Raw genomic sequence first — 25,130 nt, 5'->3', positions numbered from 1 at the left:
GGCAACTATGGTCCAGTACCAGATACCTAGGGTGAGAACGTTCGAGTTCACAAAGATAGTGGGCTTAGAGAAAATTGAGTTTGGTAAAGATGTTATTATAGACGACTTCGTATTTATTTACGCCAAGAAGAGAATAATCATCGGGAACAACGTTCATATTGCGTGTTTCACCTCAATTACAGGCGGCGAAGCATTGGAAATGGGAGACTTCTCCGGAATTTCACAGGGGTGCAGGATATTGACGGGAACGGAGGATTTTAAGGAGTGGGGTTTCGGAAATCCGACGATCTCTGAGAAATACAGAAATGTCAGGCAAGCACCTATTAGCATTGGCCGCTTTTGTATCGTGGGAGCGAACAGCGTCGTTTTGCCTGGTGTTACGATAGGCGAAGGGGCAATGGTAGGAGCATGTTCTGTGGTCAGTAGCGATCTGGACCCCTGGGGTATCTATATAGGCAACAAGAAGATACATGACAGGAACAGGGATGCCGTTTTAAAGACGTATGAAGCGTTCTTGACAGATACGCAGCATGAGAAAAGTGAATGATGAAAACTGATGTAGAACCTTTCAACCAACCTACTTATGTCACCCGTCCCCTGCTGCCCGATCTTACCAAGGTATCAGAAAAACTTAAAGAGATCTGGGATTCTCAGTGGCTTACGAACAATGGTCGCCAGCACGAATTGCTCGAAAGAGCGTTGCTGCGGGTATTAAAGGTCCCGTATCTCTCCTTGTTCAATAATGGAACCATCGCGTTGATTGTGGCATGTCAGAGCCTCAGGCTCTCCGGTGAGGTAATAACTACACCATTCACCTTTCCCGCAACACCACACGTTTTGACATGGAACAACATACGTCCGGTCTTTTGCGACATCGATGAAAAGACGATGAACATTGACGCGGACAAAGTCGAAACAATGATAACGCCTCAGACCACGGGGATACTGGCAGTGCATGTTTTTGGTACCCCCTGCGATGTTGACAGAATTCAGAAGGTTGCTGACCGGTACGGTCTGAAGGTGGTATATGATGCTGCTCATGCCTTCGGTGTCGAGATTGATGGTACTGGGATCGGTAACTTCGGCGATGTCACGATGTTCAGCTTCCACGCAACAAAACTCTTCCATACGGCCGAAGGAGGTGCCCTGACCTTCAGTGACAAGAACCTGAAATCTCGGATCGATCTACTCAAGAATTTTGGGATCAAGAACGAAGAAGAGGTCGCAATGCCTGGAATCAACGGCAAGATGAATGAACTGCAGGCAGCTCTTGGACTTGCGGTGCTCGATCTTGTAGAAGAGGAGCAGCGCAAAAGAAAGATAATCAAGGAAGTCTATACGAAACATCTTGCAGATGTTGAGGGGATTACCCTGATCGCTCCCCTCCCGAACGTCAAGGATGCCGATCAGTACTTTGTGATCAGGATTGATGAGCGACGGTTCGGCCGCTCACGGGATGAGGTGTATCAGGGATTCAGAAATTATAACGTTTTCACGCGAAAATATTTTTATCCTCTCTGCAGTGACTATCCCTGCTACAAACAGCTGCCATCTTCCCATCCGTCCAAACTGCCAGTTGCGCAGCTGGTGGTAAGAGAGGTCTTGTCACTTCCCTTTTATGGAGACCTAGCGATTGATGATGCAGTAAAGATCTGTATGCTCTTGAAAAGCTTTTCATGCAAGGGGAAAAGGGTTAGGACCGCATGCCGAAAGTAAGCGTTATTATTCCGTCCTTTAACCATGAGAAATACGTGGCAGAAGCAATATGGGGAGTGTTTGACCAGACCTTCCAGGATTTCGAGATCGTCATTACCGATGACGGATCTTCAGACGGCACGGTCAATGAAATACTCAAGTTCTCCGACCCGAGAATAAGATTCTTCCGTTTCGAAACAAATCAAGGAGCCTGTATTGCTGCGAACAACTGCCTTAAGGAATCAAGCGGTGAGTATATTGCAATGCTGAGTTCTGACGATGTTTTTCTCCCTGAGAAGCTTCAGAAGCAGGTGCAGTTTCTGGACGAGCACAAAGACATCGGTGCAGTCTTCAGCTACGCTCAGATCATCGACGAAAAAGGGGATGACTTCAGCGACAAAGAACACTTTTACTACAGCATATTCAAGCAGTCGAATCGTTCGCGGCATGAATGGATGAACCATTTCTTCTTCAGAGGAAACTGTCTTTGCCACCCGAGTGCTCTGATCAGACGAGGGTGTTACAATGACGTGGGTCAGTACGATCCCCGTTATGCGCAATTGCCCGACCTAGATTTTTGGATAAGACTTTGTCAAAGATATGAAATTTATATTATCCCTGAAAACCTGATCAGATTCCGAGTCAGAATGAATAATGCAAATACGAGTGGATACGGCAGTGATACAACAGCTCGATTTATATGGGAGTATACCCATATTCTTGAGAACTATTCGAGCATGACGTCAATCGATGAATTCCGAAAAATATTTCCCGAAGTCAACAACGTTTATGAGGAGATGTCCAGCCGGTTCATCCCTTTCTATCTTGCCCAGTTGGCCCTTCAAGTGAATACAAATTATCACGTTTACCATAATTATGCTCTGAACAAACTGTATGAACTTCTAGGCGATGCAGGGATGGCATTGGAGCTTAAGGAGAAGTTCAATTTCACTTGCTCCGACCTTATAAAATTGACAGGGAACTGCGATGTATTCAATTTCAAGGAGATATACAATAGGGATGCTACCTTGAAATTTAAAGAAGGACTACTGCAGCAGAGAACCAGTGAACTGGATAGGAAGGACACCATATTGAAACAGAGGGAGTCAGAGATACAATATATTCACATGCTGAACCAGAAGCTGGAACTGGATCTGAAAGAAAGAGATGTCGTCCTCCGTCAGAAGGAGTCGTCGCTGCTGGCTAAAGACGACCAGATCAGGCAAAAAGAGGAGGAGATCAGCCGCAAAGAAGCCTTATTGAAACAGAAGGATCTGGTAATAGTGCAAAAAGACAGAGAGATCCAGCTCCATAAAAATTATGTCGTTGACGCACTTGCGGAACACGATCTAACCCGCCTGAAGGCTATAGAAGACAGCGCATCATGGAAGGTACTGAAGAAAATTCAGAATCTCGTTGATTATCACCTGTTGCCTGTCTATACGAGGAGATCGCGTTTGATCAGACCCCTTCTCTTTACATTGATAAAGCGGTTTTCCTCCCCCAGTAGGGACTTAATCCCGGTGGAACGATATAACCGAATTCAAGGCTACACAAATGGGGGGCATTCCCTGACAAGGGGGGACGACATAGAAGTAGTCCTTGGAGATGCGAGTTGCGATAGTGTGAAGCCTCTTGACGCACACAGGGAATTCGTCCTGCCTGAAAGCCTGCCGCTATTCAGCATTGTAAGCGTTTTGTACAACAAAGGAGAACAAGTCGGCTTCTTTCTTGAAGCCCTCATGAGGCAGGAATACCCGGGAAATTTTGAAGTTATTTTTGTCGACGACGAGTCAGATGACGATTCGGTGAAGATTGTCAGGCAGTTCATTGCAGATCTCCAGGAGAAAGGCGACGCCGGGAAAAGGTGCGACATCCGTATCATAGAAAACCAAGAGAACATGGGAAACTGTGGATCAAGAAATACCGGGATACGGAATGCAAAAGGTGACATCATCATCGTCATCGACTCGGACTGTATCGTGAACAAGGACTTCCTGTCAGCACACGCCGAGGCATATGCATATGATGATTGCGACGCTGCCGTAGGTCCCTTTAACATTGAGACGAACGGTCAGGCTCCTTTTGCTGTCCTCAAGAGATATGAGGACGACCCTGCCAAAGCTATGTTTGATTGCGTATTGCAGGATCGGGTGAACCTCCAGAGCTTCTTGAACTGTATCACAAGGAACTTCTCGATAAAGAGGGATTTCATAAGGGAAGAACTTTTCGATACCGCCTTCTCCTATTCGACAGATAAGGATTCTGGCTTTGGCTGGGAAGACATAGAGATGGGGTACCGGCTCTATACGAGAGGTGCACGAATTAAGTTCACGCCCCGTGGTCTCAGCATCCATATTTCTCATCCTTCCTCTGTGGACGAAAGAACTAAATCTTTGCGATCTCTCAAGAATTTCAGAAAACTTTTTGAAAAGCATCCAGACCTTCTGTTGGTATCCAGGAGATGGACCCTTGAGACGTATCAGAATATCTGCAGATGGGTAGAAGAGAACGGCCATCCCAAGAATGACGACAGGCTGTATCTCGATAACATGTTTCAGAGATTCCTGCCGCCACCCTTTTATGTGAAAAGACCGAAGCGAAGACTGAGGATAGTGACATATCGTTGGCACTGCCCCCACCAATACGAGCTTTACAAACTTCCGCATGAATTTGTTCTGATAAAGGGGATAGCTCCCGGCTTTACTAATGAATGGGATTATGATCAGAGACCGCTACCCCGGAATGCGGTCTTCAAGAATTATGACGATGTGGATGTCAACGATTTCGACTTTGCGATCCTGCATTTTGACGAAAACGTTCTATCGCCTCAAAACACCAACGGAGTTCTTGGGCCTGAGTGGGGAATAAATTTTCAATGGTTTATGAAAAATGCCCATATCCCGAAAGTTGCCATATGTCACGGCACGCCGCAGTTTTACGGCCAATATAATATGCCGTGCGATGACAGAGAGGTAACAAAGGTCATCGAACATGAGAGGGTAAAACTGGTAGATTTCTTGGGGGATACGCCTGTCATAGTGAATTCCCATCAGGCACAGAGGGAATGGAGATTCAGTAAGTCGAAAGTGGTCTGGCAGGGATTCGATCCTGCTGAATTCCCTCCTTCGACCTTCGAAAAAGGCATGCTAACACTGGGGGAAAAAATGAAGGAGCGTCCGCATTACCGGGGCCATTTCGTGTATAGGGAAGTGTTCAAGAAGTTTCCTCTTGTCAACTTGCCTGACAGTTATTTGGTGCCGGAACCGCATACGAAATATGAAAAGGCCACCAACGCTTACGCCACTGCAAAATTCCGCAACTATGCCAACAGTATCCGGCAGTATTCAATCTATTTTAACCCTACAGTACGCTCTCCTATGCCTCGTGCGAGAGGGGAAGCCATGATGTGCGGGCTTGCTACTGTTAGTGTTAATAATCACGATGTTGAGATGTTCGTGAAGAATGGAGTGAACGGGTTTTATTCAAACGACCCCGATGAGCTGAGGGAATATCTGGTTTACCTTTTGAAGAATCCTGATACATGCCGAAAGATAGGGCTGGAAGGAAGAAAGACTGCTATGGATATTTTCAACCACGACAGATATTTGAAGGCATGGGAAGAGATCATGTCTGAGGTTCTTGGGTAGCGTCTCTATGTCAGCTGTTATAAGACATGCAGTCATAAGGCTTCTCTTCGCCCTCTTTTGCCTGCTGGTCCTTTTTGATGTTTGCCCGGCGCTGGCGGCAAGCGACTCGCTCGTCAATGGAGATTTCGAGATCTGGAGCAAAGGGGAAGCTGAGGCCCCTGATGGCTGGATAATCGGGGGTGAAGGGACAGGGACCGTTACACGAGAGACGACTCTCGTCAAATCAGGAAGAGCAAGTGCAAAGGTGGCTAAGAATTCAGGTGTTGCCATTGCCTTGTACCAAGACGTTAAGGCTGGAGTCAGCGGCGATGCTCGGGCTTTTATTTTTAGCGGCTGGGTAAAAAGCGACGTCCAGGATTCCGTTTTTTTAAGTGTCTATGACGGCAAGCAATGGAAGAATTCAGTGCCGCACTCAGGGTCAGGCGATTGGGAGCATCTTGTCGTGTGCGGGATTATTTCTGAGACGACGCAGGTCGTACGGCTTCACCTGTGGGTGAGGGACAAACATAGTGTCCTCTTTGATAAAGCCAGCTTTAGTATAGGCTCCCGCGAGGAACTTTTCGAAGAGGACACGACTGAAAACCAGTATTTTACTTGGCTCGAGTTCAAAAACAGACAGGGATACCGCAGTAAACTCAACAACATTGCCATGACCTTTGGCGATAAGGGAAACGGTGAAGGGTATTTTTACGAGAACTTTTTTGTCTATGATTACGAGAAATTGTATGACTATTTCTGCATCCCTGATGATCTGATCATTGCATATAATGATGACACCTCTTTCAGGACAAGGGCTACTGCCCTAAAATGGAGCTATTCACACGGGCTGAAAGGCAACAACAAGATTGCCTTTGTTGAGCATACCTACTTCAATGGGGCTGGTTTCAATCCTTTCGCAATGAGTGAGGCTGAAGAGAAGGCAAGATCAAAAGCGCCTCCGGCAACTATAAGGGTACGGCATGAAATGTATTTTGAAGAACAGTATGTGCCGATGAGCATCTCCATAAAGAATGACTTCCCAAAACCGCTCAGGTTCCTCTACGTGCTTCAGGATGGCGCATATATGACTGAGAATGACAGTTCACAGAAGAACGTTCATCAATATTGGGACGATGGCGAGTACGGTTTCGCCCGTCGATGGACCATTGACGATAAGAATCGGCATAACAAAAACAACTGGTTGGGACTCTATAACGATTCGAATGGGGGGATGTTTGCAGGTCTTTACGCACCTCCTGAGTCAGAAGGGATCAGATATTTTGCTACATGGGACGCGGAGAAACCTCTCATGCCGGACCGGAGAAAGGAAAAGCACGTAGCTTATATAGATAATTATACCTTCGAGGGTGGTGGCGTGGTTTATTGGCAGGATGATTGGTTCAGGTTTGAAAAGTTATTGTCCCATGTTGACACACCCAATGATAAAAATGCTTATGATAACCCTTATGGAAAGATTTGGACTGCTGTCATTGATTTCGGCATCATTCCACCCGGAGGGACGCGAAGTCAGGTGATTGTCAAAATCATGTTTACCGGTTACAAAGACAGAAAAGACATGCATCAGAGGATAAGGCTGGTTATTGACCGGATCCCCCATTTTGTCTTGCGATCGACCGTCTCTGACGCTTGCGGGGAACAGATATGTGCGGAATAGCCGGTGTCATCGGCAAGCGGAACCCTCAACCTGTTGGGGAGTATCTGGAAATTTTTGGGAAGACTATGCGCCATCGCGGTCCTGATGACTCAGGATTCCATAGTGATGCATTTCGGGCTTTCCTCAATCTGCGTCTCGCAATTCTTGATATCGCAGGAGGACATCAGCCCATTTACAGCGAAGATAAGACGATAGGGATTGTCTATAACGGAGAAATTTATAATTTTGCCACACTGAAAGATGACCTTGTTCAAAAAGGGTATACGTTCAAAACCCATTCTGACACTGAGGTGATCGTAAAGGCTTACGAGGTATATGGAGCGGATGCTTTTGCCATGCTGAACGGCATGTTCGCTTTCTGCATATGGGACGATAGGAAAAACACTATTTATCTTGTCAGAGATCGGTTTGGCATCAAACCACTCTATATTTATGAAGACGGGGAAAGATTTATTTTCTCTTCTGAATTAAAAGGAATCGTAGGTATTCCCGGCATAGACCTTTCACTCGACTCCGCAGGGTTTCAGGATTATCTGACATTCCGCTATATTCCGGCACCCTTTACCTTTTTTAGGAACATTCGCAGGCTCGATGCCGGGACATATCTTACGATAAAGAATGGCATCTCCGCTCAATACCGATACTGGGATGCTGACTACAGAGATCCCTATCCTTTGCCGGATCTCAATGATGTTAAAGAGGAACTGATGAGGAAGATGTTGAAAGCGGTCACATCACAGTTGATGGGTGAGGTTCCCATTGGTGTTCTGTTGAGCGGTGGAATTGATTCCAGCACTATAGCATATTTTATTCATCAGGCCGGAGCCAAATTAACAACCTTCAATATCGGGTTCCCTGAGGTTAATGAGTTTGAATTTTCGCGGGCTGTAGCAAGAAAATACGGGCTGAAACATATAGAAGTGGTAACGACAGCAGAAGAACTCGCAAGGGATTTCAACCGTATCACTGTTGCCTTGGACGAACCTATCGCTGATCCGGCATGTCTACCACTTTTTCGTCTTTGTGAAGACCTGAAGAGACATGTAACAGTCGTTCTTTCAGGCGAAGGTGGCGATGAAGTCTTTGGTGGCTACACTCAGTATCATCACATGATGACTTCGAATATCCCTTACCACGTACGCTTTCAAGAGTTTATGGACAGGAGCTGGTATTTCAGCAATGCGCTTGATTTCATGAACGATCCCTTCATTCCTCCTCACACGCTGCGTTTTAGGAAATACTTTGAAGAACAACCACAGCTGAACGGCATGCTGGCCTATGATATGAAGACATGGATGCCCGAAAATCTGATGATGAAAGCCGATAAGATCTTAATGGCACATTCTCTTGAGGGTCGATTCCCTTTTCTTGACAAAGAACTCTTTGATTATGTCGCTGGCCTGCCCCAAGGCTACAAACTGCACCCCCGGGGGACAACAAAATGGCTGCTCAAAGAGGCGATGTCCCCATACCTTCCTAAGGTCATCATCGATCGTCAGAAGATGGGGTTTACCGTACCGGTCGACCGTCTCCTGGACCTGCTGAAGTCTTTGATTGTCGACGTTTTCGAGTCCCTTCCCCGGACAGGTCTTGCCGAGGTCCTGAATGCGCGACTTTTAAGAAAACATGTCGAAATGTATTATCAGCACCGGCGTATTCTGCCCCTGCAGTTATGGACGCTGTTTGTCATGTGTTACTGGCATTTACATGCGCTTCCGGCATACCAGGCCGCGAGAGACGTGATTTCTGCGCAGGAGTAAAGGAGGAGGCTTAATTGTAATGGACTTGACAGGAAGACTCCGAAAACTCTTCGGCAGTAAACGGGAAGACAAAAGTGAGGACCTGGAGGTTCTGCCCCGCGTGTACTGGCGGGAGTTTCAGAAGCGATTTGAGATGGACCCAAGAGGGGCACATGGGTTTTTGAACGACAGAGAGATTGAGTATTCTTCTGAATACTGCAAGTCATGGCCGAAGACACTCGTAATCAGTATGTCTTCTGTCTGCAATATTCTATGCAGGTTTTGCGGTCAGACCGTATTTCATAAACAATATGCCGCTGGACGAAATCTGAGTTATATAGACAGGGAGAAACTCAAGATCATATTCAAGGATGTGGATAGGGGGTACCCCCAAAATGTTGATCTGCAGGGAGAAGGTGAGCCGCTGATTCAACCCGACTTCAGGGACGTATATATGTTCTGCAGAGATAAATTTCCTTATTCCGCAATGAGGGTGTGTACCAACGGAGTTGCCCTGACAGAATCGGTGACAGATTTTCTTATTGAAGGAAATCTAGCATGGTTAAACGTTTCTCTAAATGCTGGAAGTGAAGTGGTCCACGAAAAGGTTGTGGGGGTTCGCGTCTTTAGGACTATTGTGAAGAATATTGCGTATATGCAGAGACGGAAGTCTGAACTTGGGGTGGACAGACCTGGCATTGGCATGTCCTTTGTGCTTGGTCGCTTCAATCTTGCTGATGTGGAGAACTTCATCAGGGTCTGTGCCGATCTCGGAGTGAAGAGCGCAGCTATTCCCTATATGACCGTTGTCCATCAGGAGATGTTTGACGCTTCGGTGATACACGAGAAATACCGCACCAACAAAATGCTCGACCGCTGCAGGAAGCTTGCCCTTGACCTGGGCGTTAACGTCACTTTCCCGCCACCATTTGAGGGTGCTGACCGTAAGAATGAACAAACGGTTCCTCCTATCCCTGAATATAATTTCAGGGAGAATTATTCCATAAGGGCTAAGGCGTGGCAGAAGGCGCTTGATGAAGGGCTTTCCGAAACGCCGCTCGGTTCCATCGTGGGAGACCTTTCTGTACGGCCTTTGATTGCCAAACCTGCAGCTCTGCGATGTACATATCCTTGGGATTTCATTTTTATCAAGGGTACCGGGGATGCACTGCTGTGCTGCGGTGCCTTTGGGAATGAAGACGGCAACATCCTTAATGACGGGTTCTGGAAAGTGTGGAATGGGCCTGTGCGGCGATTCCTGAGGAGGACGGTGAACAGCAATCATGTTGACGGTCTATGCAATGTTTGTCCGCTTAATAAAGTTCGTGATGTGAACGATTCGGAAACGCATGTGTTCCCCGGAGTGATCACAGATAGGCATTAGGAGTATCTTTCTCAAGAAAGCGTAACCAAAGAGCACTAGATGGGCAACTACGAGAACAAAACAACTCTTGAATGTTTGTGTCAAACTAAAACTATAGCTTCCGTACAATTAATAGAAAAGGACGCACAAAAGTTGCATGAGAGAAGTATTTCATGACCTTTATTCATAAGCTAATGAAAATGATTGTCAGGTCTGACTATGAAGGCCAGCTGATTTATTCGAAACAGGGGCCTGATTCAGGTAAGATTTTTCATGTCAACGGAGGCTGCCGGAGGTGGATTGTTTGTCCGAAGACTTTTGAGAAAATGGGATTTTGCTGGGAAAAAGTCAAGGAGGTTCCTGAGCAGGTCATTGCAAAGATACCTCAGGGAGAACCGCTAGGTGATAAACTCCAGCCAGCAGAAATGAGACATGAAAAAAAGCTGCCGGCGGGTACGTTTCAGAGCATTAGATATAACGTGTCCTCTTCGTTCCTCTCAGGTCATGGGATCGAAATTGGCGCGGGTCCCAATCCACAAAAACTCCCTGAGTCTGCAACGTGTGAATACTTTGATAAAAGAAATGAGCAGGAATTAGCTGCACTGTTTAACGTTGATCAAAGAAACATTAATAAGACTTATTCTCTTGCCGCTTTTGATCAGCGTCTCCCGAACGGTGCCGATTTCTTAATAGCCCATAATGTATTAGAACACTCATCTAATCCTGTTAAAACTCTTATTTATTGGAATTCTCTCATAAAAGATGGAGGGATCGCGGTAATTTCCATTCCTGATGCCGGTTGCTGTCCCGATAAGGACAGGATATTGCCATCGGCAGAACATTTATTGCTCGACTATTTATTAGACAGGGACGAGGACACTTATGAATCCAGGGAGCATATATATTCCTTCATCATGGGATGGATAAATGAGGGGACTTATAAAGAGTGCGACAAGAACACGGTAGCATGGCTTGCCCATGATTGTGCACATGCCGCTGCAAAGCGAAACGACCTCCATTGGCATGCTTTTAATCAACAGACTGTTAACTATGTTGTTGATGCAGCAGCCCATTTCGGCGATAAGAAGATTACCGTCCTTCGAAAGGCTACCCCTGACCATGATAATCCTGACTTGAGGACCTTGGGTGATATTATCCTTATTTATCGTGTTGAGGGGGGCAAGGCAGATCTTGCAGAAAGTGCAATACCAAATGAATTGGAAAAACTTTACAAGAAACTTCATCATGCGATGGGAAGACTTCATTGCTGAAAACCATTTTTCAAAAGCTGAGGGATATAATCTCACTTGACGGCGGACAGTGCAAGGTATGTTTTGACGGTAGGCTTGTTTCTTTTGAAAAAAGACTCAACATTAACGGCAACATTGATGACATGTATATCTGCTCTAATTGTTTTGTCATTATGAACTATACCAGGCAAGCACAGGATCTGACTCTGCAGAAAACCGGTCTCACTGAATTCTACCGGTATACGGAATCTGAGATAGTTGAGCTCCGGCCCACTATTGAGTCCCACAAAGGCATTATTGCCAATATTCTTGATCTTATGCCCGCTTACCATCGTCAGACATTTCTCGAAATAGGGAGCGGACGAGGCACGCTGCTGATTGCCGCAAGTGAAATAGGCTTCAAGAGTGTGGTAGGAGTGGATCTCAGCCTTTCAGTCTTTGAAGAGACAAAGAAGCATGTCAAAGTGGGCGACAATATTACCATGTACCACGAAATATCGGAGGTGCATCAAAGGGCTGACTGCATTGTCATGTGGCATACACTTGAGCATATCTTTGAGCCAGCGGCCTTCTTTATGGAGCTGAAGAAAGTGCAGAACAGGGGGTGCCTGCTTTATTTTCAGGTGCCGCAATATCATCAGCCTTACATTTGCGATACCCACCACTATTTTTATAACGAGCCAAGTATAAGAGCTTTGATGAAGAAAAACGGGTATAAAACCTTGCGAGTCGAATACGATACCGTTAACCAGTTTCTGACGGTCATAGCCAAGGCGGTCAACTAATACGATTCGCAAGAGTGGGCAACACTGAAGAATGTCTGGGACGCATGTGAGCATCATTATAGTTTCTTTTAATACGAAGGATCTTCTGAGAGAATGCATACGATCAGTTCGTGAGACAACCGTATGCATCAATTATGAGATCATTGTTGTTGACAATGCATCTTCCGACGGTAGCCCGGAGATGATAGAACAGGAATTTGGATGGGTAAAACTCTTAAGGAATATAAGAAATCTCGGTTTTGCAAAGGCTAGCAACGAAGGGGCAAGGTTGGCAAAAGGGAACTATCTGCTTTTTCTCAACAGCGATGCCGTTCTGAAGGAGAGAACGGTTGCTGATCTGGTCGGTTTCATGGAAAAACATAATAACGTCGCTGCCGCAGGCCCAAAGATACTGAACTTCGACGAGACGCTTCAAAATAAAGGATTTCGTTTCCCATCAATAACGGCCTCTCTCTTGTTTTTGACCGGCCTTGATAAGCTGCTCTCTGAAAAGGTATTAACCCGCATCTTTCCACGTCTGTACTGGAGCGATGATCAGGCTGCATCGATTGATTCTCTTCACGGATGCTGTTTTCTGGTAAAAAAGGATATCTTTGACGCTTTAGGAGGTTTTTCGGAGGATTATTTCATGTACTTTGAGGAACAGGACTGGTGTTACAGGGCCAAGCAAAGGGGCTTTGAGATTTGGTATGTGCCGTCTGCCGGAGTTCTCCACTGGGGGTCTGCATCACCTTTCATGAACAGAACAGAAGTCTTTAATGAAAGCTTGCTGCTTTTCTATAAGAAAAACATTGGTATTGCGAAGGGATTGATCGTGACCTTTCTGCAAATACTGTCGGCATTCACAGCCTATATGAGGTATTTCATCCTTCCAGGGGTGGCTAAAAAAGAGCAAATAAAGGTATATCTCGATCAACAGATCTTTCTCCTGAGAGGACTGCTTTTGTCTTGAGAGATCATAACACATGCCGGAATTGAAGAAACGACCTCTTTTTTCTATCATCATTGACAACTATAATTATGGATGTTACATCCAGCAGGCGATAGATAGTGTTCTCGCTCAACATTTTCCTTCCGGAGATATGGAAGTTATTGTTGTTGACGACGGCTCTACTGATGACACGGCTCAACGGGTCGCGAAATATAAGGACAGAGTCAAATATATCCGCAAGAAGAATGGTGGTCAGTCATCAGCCATTAATACCGGAGTAGAACATGCAGGTGGAGAAGTTATTGCTTTCCTTGATTCTGATGATTTCTGGCATCGTGAGAAGTTAAGGATTGTTGCCGAAGAGTTTGAAAAGTCCGACGATATCGATTTCATGTACCATTACATGGATGTAACTGACGACAAGGGGAAGATAGTCGATAGGTACATCTTTCCTGAGCCGGGTAGGCATTCAGAGCAGTCATATATCGATAACTATTTGAAGGGAAACTTGCCTTGGTTTTCGCCCACATCAGGCATGATTGTTAGAGCTGACTGCCTGAAAAAGATAATGCCTTTGCCTGAAGAGTTTCGTATAGGAGCAGATATCTATCTCCATTACGTTTTGCCGTTTTATATGCGTGATCTTTCGCTTGTGAAAAAAGCTCTCGGATATTACAGGCTGCATACGAACAATCTGTCGGGGGGCAACCTTCTGACCGCCGGCAAACTGCAACGAGAATTGAATTTGTTGCTCCGCATACAGGAACATGTGGAGCAGCATTCACGAAAACTCGGGAAAGACTGCTCCTTTATCCACAAGAGGATCGAAGCACAGGAATCCCTTTATGGAATCCTTCTCTCCGGTCTTCTGGGTAATAGGCTCAAAGCGACAAAAGATGCATTGGCCTTTAAAGGATTTCTCCCTTGGGACACGCGACGTCATAGAGTTGCCAAAAGGGCGATCTTAACGGCATCTGTGCTAATTCCTTCTCCATTCTTGTTATGGCTGCAAAGAAAATACCGAAAGATATGGCATTTCGTTGACTCATAAGATCCGCTTGTCCGCAATACTATATGACGTATGATGATAGTTCAAGCGAGCTTATAGCACTAGTTTGAAGATATGAAGATAGGCATTAACGCGACGTTTCTGAATGAGAATCCGACCGGTGTTGGAGTCTATACTAAGGAAACATCTTCCCGAATCCACAAACTGAATCGCGAAACATTTGTGTTTTCATCGGTACCCTGCAATCCCATTGGACCTCAGTACTTAGTAAAGACGCCGACTACCATAAGGGGATCTCTGCATCTCTTGAATAATCTTTTAAGATTCTTGTATATCAATACCCTCTTGCCTCTTAAAGTGACGAATCGCGGGATTGATGTCCTTCTGTGCCCAATAGCCGAATTTCCTTTCTTCCAAGTCCCTCAAGTTATTACCATTCATGACCTGCATCCTATCTACTTCCCTCAGCAGTTCGGGCTGTCATCGAGATATTTCAGGCTGTCCCTAAAAATGTTACCCAGAATTCCTGGGAGAATAGTGGTGCCCTCTTTTTTCGTTAAGAGCGAATTATTGAAGGTCGCCCCAATTGACAGCAGTATAGTTGATGTTATTCCTAACGGCTATAATTCCGAACTATTCAAGCCCCAAAAAATTGAAATGAGAGATGGATTTATGACGCGATACGGATTGAAAAAGCCCTATATCCTTTTTGTTGGAAGTCTGTTTCCTTACAAAAATGTTAAGACCCTTATAGAGACATTCATGGGGATAAAGAACCAAATTTCCCACTCCCTTGTTGTTGTCGGAAACAAACGCCTTTCCACCGAACCACTAGCAGAGGACAAGAGAATATTATATATGGACTACATTCCGCTCGAAGATATCCCGAAATTCTATTCATATGCGGACATGCTGGTGCATCCGTCTTTGGCTGAGGGTTTCGGCATGACCGTATTGGAGGCGATGGCATGCGGAACCCCCGTAATATCTTCAAGGAACGGGTCACTTCCCGAGGTAGTTGGTGAAGCAGGGATACTATTTGATCCTTATGGCAATTCACTGGAACAGGCTATGCTTGCTCTAATCAGGAATAAGGATCTGCGCAACGATCTTATCGAGAAAGGACTGAGAAATGTAACGAGATACTCATGGGATACTACGGCAGAGAGAATCCTCCAATCTTGCAAAAAGGCTTTTCAAAAGAAACTGGCGTGACCTTATTAAGTTTCGGCTGTTTGTTGGGTTACAGCTGCGAAGGCAGGAGGAAGAACCTTCGGAGGGTTGTCGAAGTCCGCCGAACCTGATCCTTGATACTGAAGCGAATGATCTGACCAAATCAGTCCGGATTGTGCTGGAATTCATGGACTGCACAGGACTGACGAAATAGGCCTCTACGCGGTATAGCTCTTGATGACCTCTTCAACGTCACTACTGTATGCCTTCAGTCTGCCGTGGTCGAGCCAGAGAATCTTGTCGCACAATCTCTCAATGTCGCCCATCATGTGCGAGACAAGGAGAAGGGTAGTTCCCCTCATCTTCAACTCATCAATCCTCATATCAAATTTTCTTCTGAACCGTTCATCCCCAACAGAGAGACTTTCATCTATGATCAGTATGTCCGGATCGACCGCCGTTGCAATCGAAAAACCGAGCCTTGCGATCATGCCGGAAGAATAGCTCCTCAAAGGACTGTGGATGAATTCGTGGAGCTCAGAGAAATCAACAATGGGATCTATCCTGCTCTCGATCTCCTTCCGAGAAAGACCGAGCATGGAGGCATTCAAAAAAATATTTTCGACTCCCGTAAGCTCCATATCAAAGCCTGCGCTGATTTCGATGAGGGGAGCGATCTTGCCGTTCACCGTCACAAGCCCCTCTGTGGGTTTTAAAACCCCCGCGATTATCTTGAGCAAGGTGCTCTTTCCAGCGCCGTTATGCCCTATGATTCCGAGCGTTTCACCCTTTGTGACATGGATCGTCACCCCTCGTATTGCCCAGAAAGCTTCATAATCCATCTTCCTGCCCTTCAACCTCTGGATTACGTATTCCTGAAGGGTCTTTGGTTTTTCCTTTGCAAGGCGGTATCTGACGGAGACGCCCTCAATCTCTATGGCAAGCCTTTTCAAAACGCCCGAACCTCGCCAGCTCTATTCTTCATGTCAGAGATAATAGATTAGCCTGTCCCTGTAACGGCTGTAAACAACCAACCCCGCCGCAAGCGCAGCAAGGGAAAAGAGAAGACTGCACATCAGTTTTCCAAAAATGAAGGAGCCGTCCATGAAGAGGGCAGCCCTGAAGGTAGTCAGGAAATAATAGAGAGGGTTCAGGTTAAGGATAAAGAGGAATCTCTGGGGGATAATAGACTCAGGAAAGAATATGGGCGTTGCATACATCCACGCAAGGAGGAGCACGTCATAGATGTATATGGTGTCGTGAAAGAATACGGTCAAGGTCGAAAGGATGAGGGAGATCCCGAAGGAAAAAAGCGCGACAAGAATAATGATCACCGGCACGAGGTAGATATTGAGGCTTACCGATGTGCCGGTGATAAAGAAGATGATAAGAAGCGGGACGAGGGAGAAGACAAAATTAATCATGGCTGACAGGATTATCGACAGAGGGAATATGGCTTTCGGAACATAGACCTTCTTAATAAGATTGCCGTTGCCGAAAATGCTTCTGAGGGACGTGACCGTGCTCTGCGAGAAGAAATTCCAGAGGATAATCCCCGAAATAAGATACGTGGTATAGTTCTTCGTCGAAACCTTAAATACCTCTGAAAAGACCGTGCTGAGAATGAGCATCATGAGGAGGGGGTTCAGCATGACCCAGAGGAAACCAAGGACCGACCTCTTGTAGCGAACCTTTATGTCCCTCATGACAAGGTTCCTCAAGAATTCCTTGTACCTGACTATCTCTGAGATTTCGTCTAATGCTCTCGTCATTTTGACATCGTGAACTGCTATTATACAATAGGCGTATTGAAATTTCCCGTTTGTAACGAATGGGACGTGCGGTTCTCCGACAGGGGAAGAAAGGATTCTCTCAGAGACGGTCATGCAGGTCCTCTTAAATACCAAACCTTCTGTTCTGAAAAAGGCAGGAGAATACTTGTGGCAGAAGGTTGCCGCTGACCCGGTCCTGACGTACAGAAGGGCCCTGGAAACTTGAAAATCGCCACCAATGCTACGTTTCTCAATGAGAAGCCGACAGGCGCTGCTTCATGCGAGAAGGCCATGAGGAAGACCGAGTGAAGATCCTCCATCTCCTTTATGAGAGCAAGGACGATTATTTCGGGATTGGCGGGGTGGGGACCAGGGCATATGAGATCTATCGCCGCCTGAGAGAACGTCATGATATCACGCTCTTATGCAAGAGATATCCCGGGATCAAGGAGTGCGATACTGAGGGCCTGAGGCATATCTTTGTCGGCACCGAGAGCACCAGCATGATGAGATCTCTCCTGTCTTACGCTTACCATGCCGCATCGTTTGTGAAGAAGCACTCCTCCGAGTTCGATATCATTATTGAAGAATTCTCACCTGCCGTACCGACATTCCTCCATCTCTTCACGAAGAGACCGATCATTCTCCAGATGCAGGGATATACAGGAACCATCTACTTCAGGAAATACAATGTCCTCCGAGCATTGCCCCTCTTCCTCATGGAGCAGGTGAGGCCTCTCTTCTACCGCAACTTCATCTTTGTGAACAGCGAGACCGTCGGCAACTTCATTCTGGGAAGGAGCAAGAAGATCAGGATCATCTCGAATGGGGTATCAGCTGAGCTCTTCGACCGCAACCCTGTTGAAAGGGATTACATGCTCTACTTCGGCAGGATAGACGTTTATGGCAAAGGGCTCGATATCCTTCTTGAGGCATACCGGGAGTTTCACGGTTTTTTCCCGGACGTGAGACTCGTGATCGCCGGTGACGGGAGAGATATGACGACCTTCAAGGCGATGCTTGCCGACCTTCCAACCGATGTCCGAAGGAAGATAGCGTTGGCTGGTTGGGTCTCCGGTGATCAGAAACTCGATCTCCTCTGCGGGGCGCTCTTTGCTGTCTTCCCGTCACGCCACGAGGTCCAGTCGATAGCGGCGCTTGAGGCGCTCGCCTGCAGCAGACCCGTCATTGTGAGTGATATTCCCGGCTTCCGGTATGTTGTGCGCCAGAGAGCCGGGATATCCTTCCGCCCGGGAGACGCGCGCTCACTTGCAGAGGCAATGAAAAACCTTATGAAAAGCAGCGAACGCCGTGAGATGGGGCAGAGGGGCAGAGACTCTCTGCAAAATCTTTCATGGGAAGCGATCGCCCTTCAGTACGAGAATTTCCTCGAAGAGGCGGCAGAAGAATCTGGTTGATTTGGATGAATCATGAGCAATCCAGAGGCAATGAATGACCAAGAGACGTCTCGGCCAGAATTTTCTCTTTGACCCGAACATTCTCAAGAGGATCGTAGAGGCTGCTCAGCTTTCCCCTCATGATATGGTCGTCGAAATCGGTCCCGGTCCGGGCAGGCTCACGCGAATGCTTGCATCCTGCGTCAGGAAGGTCATAGCGATAGAAGTGGACCGGGAGTTGTATGAACGATTGTCCGACGAACTCGCAGGGAATGCTGCTATCGAACTTGTCCATGGGGATGCCCTTCGATATCCCTTCGGGTCTCTGGGGCCCTTCAAGGTTGTGGCCAACATACCTTACTATATTACTACACCTCTCTTGTTTAAACTGTTTGAGCACCGGAGAAGTCTCGCCTCAGTTACCATCATGGCACAGAGAGAAGTTGCCGAGAGGATCGTGGCTTCCCCTGGGGGAAAAGAGTACGGGGTTCTTTCCCTCATGGCGCAGTATTACAGCCGGCCTTCACTAGAGTTTATCGTGCCGAAAGGGGCCTTCAGACCTGTCCCGAAGGTCGATTCCGCACTCGTTCATCTCGAGATCAATGAAGAGCCTCCTGTAAAGGTGCCGGATGAGAAGCTCTTTTTCAGGATCATAAAGACTGCCTTCTCGCAGCGAAGGAAGACACTTTCAAACGCCCTGAAGCCGGTGACAGCCGAGACGAAACAGCTCTTGACCCTGGCAGGGATCGATCCAGGCAGAAGAGCGGAAACCCTGAGTATCGAAGAGTTTGCCCATCTCGCCGGCATCTTTGAGCGCACCCTTCGCTCAAAGCCGGGCAAAGAACCTGACGGATGATCTACCTTTCGATCACACAAAAACTATCTTGTCCGTCAGGACAGGCATGGGGAGAAGCATTGTATTGCGATACCTTTGATGGTTGCCAACTACCGCTGTGTACTCAATGCGGAGGCCACTTTCGGTGAAGTCCTCGCAGTCCCTCATTGTCAAAGTTTCATCGCATGTACAGGGCTTCGATCCATGCCTGCCTGACTATTGTCTGCTACATCATGGTCTACCTTTCGAAGTTGAGCTTCTTCGTTACCTTGTGCGCCTCAAGTCCCTTCCCGGCAGGACCGGAAGGGAAATAGGTCACCGTAACTTCGATCTCTGCGTTCTTCGTATCCTGCGGCAGTTCACTCACGAACCTCTCCTTTGTCGTTTTCATGGGAGGGAGTGTCAGGTCGATGATCTCTTTGATCTGCCAGGCACCAAGTCTGTGGTCTCCGTCAAGGTCCATACCGAGTTCCCAGTACTCTTTCTTGCCCATATTGACGACTGTTCCTTTATCGGTCTTAGCGGTCACATCCAGGACCACCTGGGCAGACCATAGTCAGCCGTCAGGGATTCTGTGGCCGGCCTTGTTGATAAGACCTACATTGACGATCGCCGTGGGCACCCATTTACCAGGATGAAGCCTGATCCCTGCTGCCTGGACGTCGAGACCGATTCCTTCCCTCACGATCTCGACCTGGTATGCCCCGGGGAAGGTATGTCCTCTATTAGCCTTCTCCATGTGGCATTCCTGGCAGGTCTCGGTCCCGCCATTGCCGCGGTATGCATCCTGGTAGCTCCCGTAAAGGGTATTGCAGCCGATAACATCGCCATCAGGAGGTGTGTACATGCCGTGACACTGTCCGCAGAAGATCGCGGAGGTGATGACCGAAGATTTCTCCGTCCCGTGCGCAGGCGAAGGGTTACCGGAAGGCCCGTAATAAACTCCCTCTTTGGGGGCTCCTTTGAGGTTCTTCTCGATGGAGACCTTTGTATTATGACAGATAACACAGTTGACGTTAAGCTTCCCGAGTTCCCTTTTCGCTGCAGCCTTCTTCCCTTCGTCCTTCTCGTCAACAGAGGCAACGATGAGCTGGGCTACCTCTTTTATCAAGGATTCCGAGGCATCTTTGAGATGTGGGGCATGGCAGTCCATGCAGCGCATAAGATGCTCCTTGCTCACCGGTTTATCCCATTCCTTTCCGAGGCCGACGACGATGAAGTTCCGTATCCCACCGACGGAATGGACCACTGACTGCGCATGGTAGGACGCCTTCCACTCGTCATAGACCTTCGCGTGACAGGTTTTGCAGGACTCGTCACTGTAAGCCTTCACCACCTCATCGATCGTCTTGTACTCTGCTGAAGCCGCAAAAGGCAGAGCAACCATTGCCGCTATCACAAGAACCATACATAATTGCATATTCTCTCCTTTCTTTGCGGTTGCGAAAGATACATTTTCATCCCCTGTGAGAATTCTCTACCAGGATGTCCCTCATCCAAGTTCTGTCCTCCTTCAGACGAATCTCTCGGACCCTCCTTTCATTGATTTCTGAATGACGCAAACTCCTGTATGGTACCGACTTCTTTGCCGGCATCTTCCTTTCATAAATTCTATCGAGCCGGGAACGGCAAGTCAACAAGCCAGGACGGTTAAAGGGTGGTGACCTGGTTTTTGAAAATCTTTCTTGACAAAGGGGATGTTGACTGATAGATTAGACAACGCATGACGATGATCGCGATCTCGCTCCAGTCGGGAAGCAGCGGAAACTGCATCTATGTTGAGACCTGCGGCGTAAGACTGCTCTTTGATGCAGGGATCAGCGGCATCCAGGCGGAGCGAAGGCTTGCAGCACATGGACGTCATATCGGTAACGTCGATGCCCTTATCATATCCCACGACCATGCCGACCACATCGGCTACGCCGGCGTGTACCAGAGGAAATATAACCTGCCCCTTTATGTCACGGAGAAAACTCTGGGCGCTGTTGATGAAAGGATGATCGGGAGATTGGATGACATCCGATATTTTCAGTCGGACGAAACGATCAGTTTTGGAAGGGTGACCGTTCATGCACTTCCCACGCCTCACGATGGCGCAGACGGGTCAGCCTTTGTCGTTGCTTCAGACGGAAAGCGTCTCGGGATACTGACGGACCTCGGCCATGTCTTTGAAGGGCTCGATGAGATCATCGCCTCCCTCGATGCGGTCTTTATCGAGAGTAATTATGATCCCGATATGCTTGATCGAGGCACCTATCCTTCTTTCCTCAAAGGCCGCATCAAGGGTCCGGGAGGACATCTCTCAAACATCGAGGCAGCCGAACTCCTCGAGTCCTCAGGACGTGACCGCCTGAAATGGGCATGCCTCTCTCACCTTTCCGAAGAAAACAACAGCCCCACAGTCGCACTGAATACTCATCGATCCATCCTGAGGTCAGACATCTGCCTTTACGCTGCCAGTCGCTCAGCCTCAACAGGCCTTTTACTCGTGTAACCTGACGATACTATCCTATCCGCAGCAGCACCTTGAGGGCATCTGGCCGAGCCGAATACTCAAAGGCCTCAACGGCATCTTCAAGGCAAAATTGCCCGCTTATCATCCTGCCGAGGGCGGGCCGGTATTGTTCGAGGAACGCCATAGCTTTCTGAAAGTTGCCGCACCTCGAACCAATAATGGTTATCTCGTCCACAACTACCGAAGACGGATTCCACAAGAATCCATTTGAATAGGTGCTCTTGAGGATGAAGATGCCCCTGGGCCTGACGCACGCAAGGCCGAGGTCAAGGGCTGAAGGATTGCCTGCTGCCTCAATGACAACGTCGAAGTATCGCTTTTTGAAGGTGGGGAGGAGGGAAGTCTTTATCCCTGCATCGTCCAAAAGGGTGAGCTTCTCGGGATGCTTTCCGAGAACCATGAGATCACAGCCGGTGGTATTCATCACCTGAGCAATGAGCAGGGCAAGTTTACCGTCGCCGACGAGGAGAACGGACGTTTCTTTATCGATGACTGTCTGGTCAAGGATTTCGAGGGCCGCAGCAAGAGGCTCTATGAAGATCGCGGATTCATCAGGGATGGACGGAGGGATTTCCACAACATTCGCGCATGGCACCGCGACATACTCTGCCATTGCACCATCCCTGTCTCTTATCCCCAAAACTTTCCTCTCACTGCAATGCCTGCCAAGCCCTTTCCTGCAAAACACACAGTTCCCGCAGGCAATGTTAATCTCAGCCGTCACCCGTTTGCCCACCAGTTCCCTGTCATCTGCCTCTTCCACAAAACCGAGGAACTCATGGCCGAGAATCCCTCGAAACCCCGGCAGATAACCTTTCGTTATCTCATGATCCGTGTTGCAGATGCCTGCTGCGGCTATCCTGATCAAGACCTCTCCTTTTTGCCTCAGGGGCTTTTCCCTGTCGCAGACTTTCAACGTCCCGTCAAAACAGACCGCTCTCATGAGTCTATTATATCCCTTTTGGTGTAGGGATATTATCGGAAAGAAGATGATACAATAGGTATGGCAAGCGGGTAATCATGATTCAGGTCAGCAACGTAGACAAGGCATACGGCAGACAGGTGATCTTCGATAATGTCGGCTTTACCATCAATGCCGGAGAACGTGTAGGTCTCGTCGGCAGGAACGGCCACGGGAAGACGACCCTCTTAAGGATGATCATCAATGAGGAGCACCCCGATTCAGGAATCATAAGCATCCCGAACGGCTATACGATAGGCCATCTTTCCCAGCATATAAGCTTCACAGAGGATTCGGTCCTGAAAGAGGGGTGCCTCAGCCTTAAACCGAGTGAAGATGGCAGGGACGAGACCTACAGGGTCGAGGCTATTCTCATGGGCCTCGACTTCTCAAAAGACGATTTCAGTCTCAATCCTTCGGCGTTGTCAGGAGGTTTTCAGGTGAGGCTGAACCTTGCAAAGGTCCTTGTCTCTGAACCGAACCTCCTGCTTCTTGACGAACCGACAAACTACCTTGATATCGTATCGATCCGGTGGCTTACGCAATTTCTGAGATCATGGAAGAGCGAGATGATCCTCATCACCCATGACCGTGACTTCATGGACAGCGTAACAACCCATACCATGGGCATCCACCGGTGTACCATACGGAAAATAGAAGGAGCGACAGAGAAGCTCTACCAGCAGATACTCATGGAGGAAGAGGTCTATGAGCAGACACGGATAAACGACGAGAAGAAGCGGAAGGAAGTGGAACAATTTATTAATCGCTTCCGCGTGCAGGCTAATAAGGCAAGGGCGGTGCAGTCGAGGATTAAGGCCTTACAGAAGAAGGAACGACTCGAAAAATTGGCAGAGATAAAGACTCTCGATTTTGAGTTCAATACAGCACCCTTTACCGGAAAACAGCTCCTCGGTGCGGAAGACATTACGTTCTCTTTTGGAAAGGAATCGCCTCCGCTCATCAAGGGTTTCAGCATATCCGTCGGCAAGAACGACAGGATCGCCATTGTCGGGAAAAACGGTAAGGGCAAGACCACGTTGCTCAACCTCCTCGCCGGTGAGCTGATCCCTCTCAAGGGCGCTATAACGAGACATCCCCAGTTGAAGCCCGCCTATTTCGGCCAGACAAATATCGGCCGTCTTGACCTCCAGAAGACCGTCGAAGAAGAGATCATGGACGTCCATCCCGATCGCAGCCGGGGAGTTGCGCGGAAAATCTGCGGCGCCATGATGTTCGAAGGCGACAGCGCCCTGAAGAAGATCTCCGTCCTTTCAGGGGGCGAGAGGAGCCGCGTGCTCCTCTGCAAACTCCTTGTCAGCCCTGCGAACCTCCTTCTTCTGGACGAGCCGACAAACCATCTCGATATGGAATCCATCGACTCCCTGATCGAGGCACTGGACGCCTTTGGCGGCGCCCTCATGATCGTCACCCACAGTGAAATGATCCTTCACGCCGTGGCAAAGCGGCTGATCGTCTTCGATGGCGGAGAGGTGAGCGTCTTTGAAGGCACCTATCAGGATTTCCTCGACCGAGTCGGATGGAAGGATGAGGAGAGATCCGAACCCTCTGCTCTCCGCAACAGAGAGGAGGAAAGCAGGGGGGCCAACAGAAAAGAGCTCCGGCGCATACGGGCAGAGATAATCACAAACCGATCGAGGACACTCGGGCCCCTTCAGCAAAGGATAGCCCAGGTCGAAGATACGATTATGAAGCTCGAAAGAGAAGCCGAACAGGATACCGGGGCCTTGCTGGAGGCCTCAGTGAAGGGCGATGGCGAGTCCATCAGGAGGCTCTCCAAGGCCATCCATATCTCAAAGGAGAGGATCGACACTCTTTTTGAAGAGCTCGAGTCCCTGACCGGCGAACACGACACACGGGCCTGCGAATTTGAAGGAATGCTCAGCAGGCTCCAATGACCCCCACTCTATGTACAGGCCTTCGATCCCCGCCTGGCAGTTGTTTGCAATACTACCATAAATTATCCGGCTAAAAAACGATCTTCAGGGCCTCCGGCACGGCCGTTATGACCGCCGGCGTCTTGCCAAGGTAGTCGCCGTCGGTCTGAACGTTGGCGATTCCTTCGATCCTCACAGAATCCCCCTTCAGATAGTGCACATCGTTAAATCTCAGGTGGCGCCCCCACATGATGCCGAGTGAATATCTGAGGACGTCGAACCGTCTCCTGCCCTCCATGATGACGGCGTAGAGCAAAGGACTCATGAGGCTGGCATCAGGAGCCACCTTGAAATCTCCTCCGTACCGCGCGGCCTTGCATATGATTGCCGAATATCCCCTGCATGATTTTCCGTCCATAGAGAATGTCAGTGGTTCGGGAGAATAGTGCAGGAGCGTTTTCATACCGCTGAGGATGTACGCTGCCTTGCCGGAAAATCTCTTG

At 48.1% G+C, this 25,130-nt stretch carries 21 protein-coding genes; 15 read left to right on the top strand and 6 right to left on the bottom strand.

Going from position 1 to position 25,130, the window contains the following annotated elements; all coding sequences use genetic code 11:
- Positions 1-7: 7 nt before the first annotated feature.
- The 11 genes from VFG09_05625 to VFG09_05575 all read left to right on the top strand — a co-directional run bounded on the left by VFG09_05625 (position 8) and on the right by VFG09_05575 (position 15,291).
- Positions 8-547, top strand: coding sequence for an acyltransferase (locus VFG09_05625; protein HET6514621.1), 540 nt, complete (start codon positions 8-10; stop codon positions 545-547).
- Positions 544-1,716, top strand: coding sequence for a DegT/DnrJ/EryC1/StrS family aminotransferase (locus tag VFG09_05620; GenBank protein ID HET6514620.1), 1,173 nt, complete (start codon positions 544-546; stop codon positions 1,714-1,716). Before VFG09_05625 ends, VFG09_05620 begins: the two co-directional genes overlap by 4 nt.
- Positions 1,704-5,345, top strand: coding sequence for a glycosyltransferase (locus tag VFG09_05615; GenBank protein ID HET6514619.1), 3,642 nt, complete (start codon positions 1,704-1,706; stop codon positions 5,343-5,345). Before VFG09_05620 ends, VFG09_05615 begins: the two co-directional genes overlap by 13 nt.
- A 7-nt stretch (positions 5,346-5,352) precedes the next feature.
- The gene (locus VFG09_05610) at positions 5,353-6,999 is read left to right on the top strand and encodes a hypothetical protein (GenBank protein HET6514618.1); all 1,647 of its coding nucleotides are present in this window, start codon (positions 5,353-5,355) and stop codon (positions 6,997-6,999) included.
- Complete coding sequence (gene asnB / locus VFG09_05605) at positions 6,987-8,759, top strand: asparagine synthase (glutamine-hydrolyzing) (protein ID HET6514617.1); 1,773 nt, start codon at positions 6,987-6,989, stop codon at positions 8,757-8,759. Before VFG09_05610 ends, asnB begins: the two co-directional genes overlap by 13 nt.
- Positions 8,760-8,892: 133 nt before the next feature.
- A complete protein-coding gene (locus tag VFG09_05600; protein ID HET6514616.1) occupies positions 8,893-10,122 on the top strand; it encodes a radical SAM/SPASM domain-containing protein in 1,230 nt (409 codons plus the stop codon).
- Positions 10,123-10,274: 152 nt separating this feature from the next.
- Entirely contained in the window at positions 10,275-11,372 is a 1,098-nt protein-coding gene (locus VFG09_05595) for a hypothetical protein (GenBank protein HET6514615.1), read from the top strand.
- Positions 11,366-12,136: a class I SAM-dependent methyltransferase gene (locus VFG09_05590; GenBank protein HET6514614.1), complete on the top strand. Its 771-nt coding sequence runs from the start codon at positions 11,366-11,368 to the stop codon at positions 12,134-12,136. The genes VFG09_05595 and VFG09_05590 overlap by 7 nt, the downstream gene beginning before the upstream one ends.
- A gap of 46 nt (positions 12,137-12,182) precedes the next feature.
- Entirely contained in the window at positions 12,183-13,088 is a 906-nt protein-coding gene (locus tag VFG09_05585; GenBank protein HET6514613.1) for a glycosyltransferase family 2 protein, read from the top strand.
- A gap of 13 nt (positions 13,089-13,101) precedes the next feature.
- Positions 13,102-14,118, top strand: coding sequence for a glycosyltransferase (locus VFG09_05580; GenBank protein HET6514612.1), 1,017 nt, complete (start codon positions 13,102-13,104; stop codon positions 14,116-14,118).
- A gap of 72 nt (positions 14,119-14,190) precedes the next feature.
- A complete protein-coding gene (locus tag VFG09_05575) occupies positions 14,191-15,291 on the top strand; it encodes a glycosyltransferase family 1 protein (protein HET6514611.1) in 1,101 nt (366 codons plus the stop codon).
- A 176-nt stretch (positions 15,292-15,467) separates the two neighbouring features.
- Here the strand turns inward: VFG09_05575 and VFG09_05570 are convergent, their stop codons facing one another.
- Together VFG09_05570 and VFG09_05565 are read right to left on the bottom strand one after the other, a co-directional pair.
- Positions 15,468-16,202, bottom strand: coding sequence for an ABC transporter ATP-binding protein (locus VFG09_05570; GenBank protein HET6514610.1), 735 nt, complete (start codon positions 16,200-16,202; stop codon positions 15,468-15,470).
- Positions 16,203-16,235: 33 nt separating this feature from the next.
- The gene (locus VFG09_05565) at positions 16,236-17,021 is read right to left on the bottom strand and encodes an ABC transporter permease (protein ID HET6514609.1); all 786 of its coding nucleotides are present in this window, start codon (positions 17,019-17,021) and stop codon (positions 16,236-16,238) included.
- A 305-nt stretch (positions 17,022-17,326) separates the two neighbouring features.
- Here VFG09_05565 and VFG09_05560 point away from each other — a divergent pair, with 305 nt between their 5' ends.
- Together VFG09_05560 and rsmA are read left to right on the top strand one after the other, a co-directional pair.
- Complete coding sequence (locus VFG09_05560; GenBank protein HET6514608.1) at positions 17,327-18,439, top strand: glycosyltransferase family 4 protein; 1,113 nt, start codon at positions 17,327-17,329, stop codon at positions 18,437-18,439.
- A 34-nt stretch (positions 18,440-18,473) separates the two neighbouring features.
- Positions 18,474-19,274 carry a 16S rRNA (adenine(1518)-N(6)/adenine(1519)-N(6))-dimethyltransferase RsmA gene (gene rsmA, locus VFG09_05555; protein HET6514607.1) on the top strand — a complete coding sequence of 267 codons (801 nt, stop codon included), beginning with the start codon at positions 18,474-18,476 and terminating at the stop codon, positions 19,272-19,274.
- Between the two features lie 217 nt (positions 19,275-19,491).
- Here rsmA and VFG09_05550 read toward each other — a convergent pair whose 3' ends face one another.
- Positions 19,492-19,782, bottom strand: coding sequence for a hypothetical protein (locus tag VFG09_05550; protein HET6514606.1), 291 nt, complete (start codon positions 19,780-19,782; stop codon positions 19,492-19,494).
- Positions 19,783-19,809: 27 nt separating this feature from the next.
- Positions 19,810-20,673: a multiheme c-type cytochrome ExtKL gene (extKL, locus tag VFG09_05545; GenBank protein ID HET6514605.1), complete on the bottom strand. Its 864-nt coding sequence runs from the start codon at positions 20,671-20,673 to the stop codon at positions 19,810-19,812.
- Between the two features lie 303 nt (positions 20,674-20,976).
- Here extKL and VFG09_05540 point away from each other — a divergent pair, with 303 nt between their 5' ends.
- Positions 20,977-21,747: an MBL fold metallo-hydrolase gene (locus VFG09_05540; protein ID HET6514604.1), complete on the top strand. Its 771-nt coding sequence runs from the start codon at positions 20,977-20,979 to the stop codon at positions 21,745-21,747.
- A 10-nt stretch (positions 21,748-21,757) separates the two neighbouring features.
- Here the strand turns inward: VFG09_05540 and VFG09_05535 are convergent, their stop codons facing one another.
- Positions 21,758-22,711 carry an alcohol dehydrogenase catalytic domain-containing protein gene (locus tag VFG09_05535; protein HET6514603.1) on the bottom strand — a complete coding sequence of 318 codons (954 nt, stop codon included), beginning with the start codon at positions 22,709-22,711 and terminating at the stop codon, positions 21,758-21,760.
- 77 nt (positions 22,712-22,788) lie between these two features.
- Here VFG09_05535 and VFG09_05530 point away from each other — a divergent pair, with 77 nt between their 5' ends.
- The gene (locus VFG09_05530) at positions 22,789-24,648 is read left to right on the top strand and encodes an ATP-binding cassette domain-containing protein (protein ID HET6514602.1); all 1,860 of its coding nucleotides are present in this window, start codon (positions 22,789-22,791) and stop codon (positions 24,646-24,648) included.
- 70 nt (positions 24,649-24,718) lie between these two features.
- Here the strand turns inward: VFG09_05530 and VFG09_05525 are convergent.
- On the bottom strand, positions 24,719-25,130 hold a 412-nt coding region (locus VFG09_05525; protein HET6514601.1), incomplete at its 5' end, for a hypothetical protein.

It is taken from the genome of Thermodesulfovibrionales bacterium (genome assembly GCA_035686305.1).
Lineage (GTDB): Bacteria > Nitrospirota > Thermodesulfovibrionia > Thermodesulfovibrionales > UBA9159 > DASRZP01.
The sequence above is the reverse complement of the archived record's forward strand: the minus strand, read 5'-3'. Positions and strand labels throughout refer to the sequence as shown.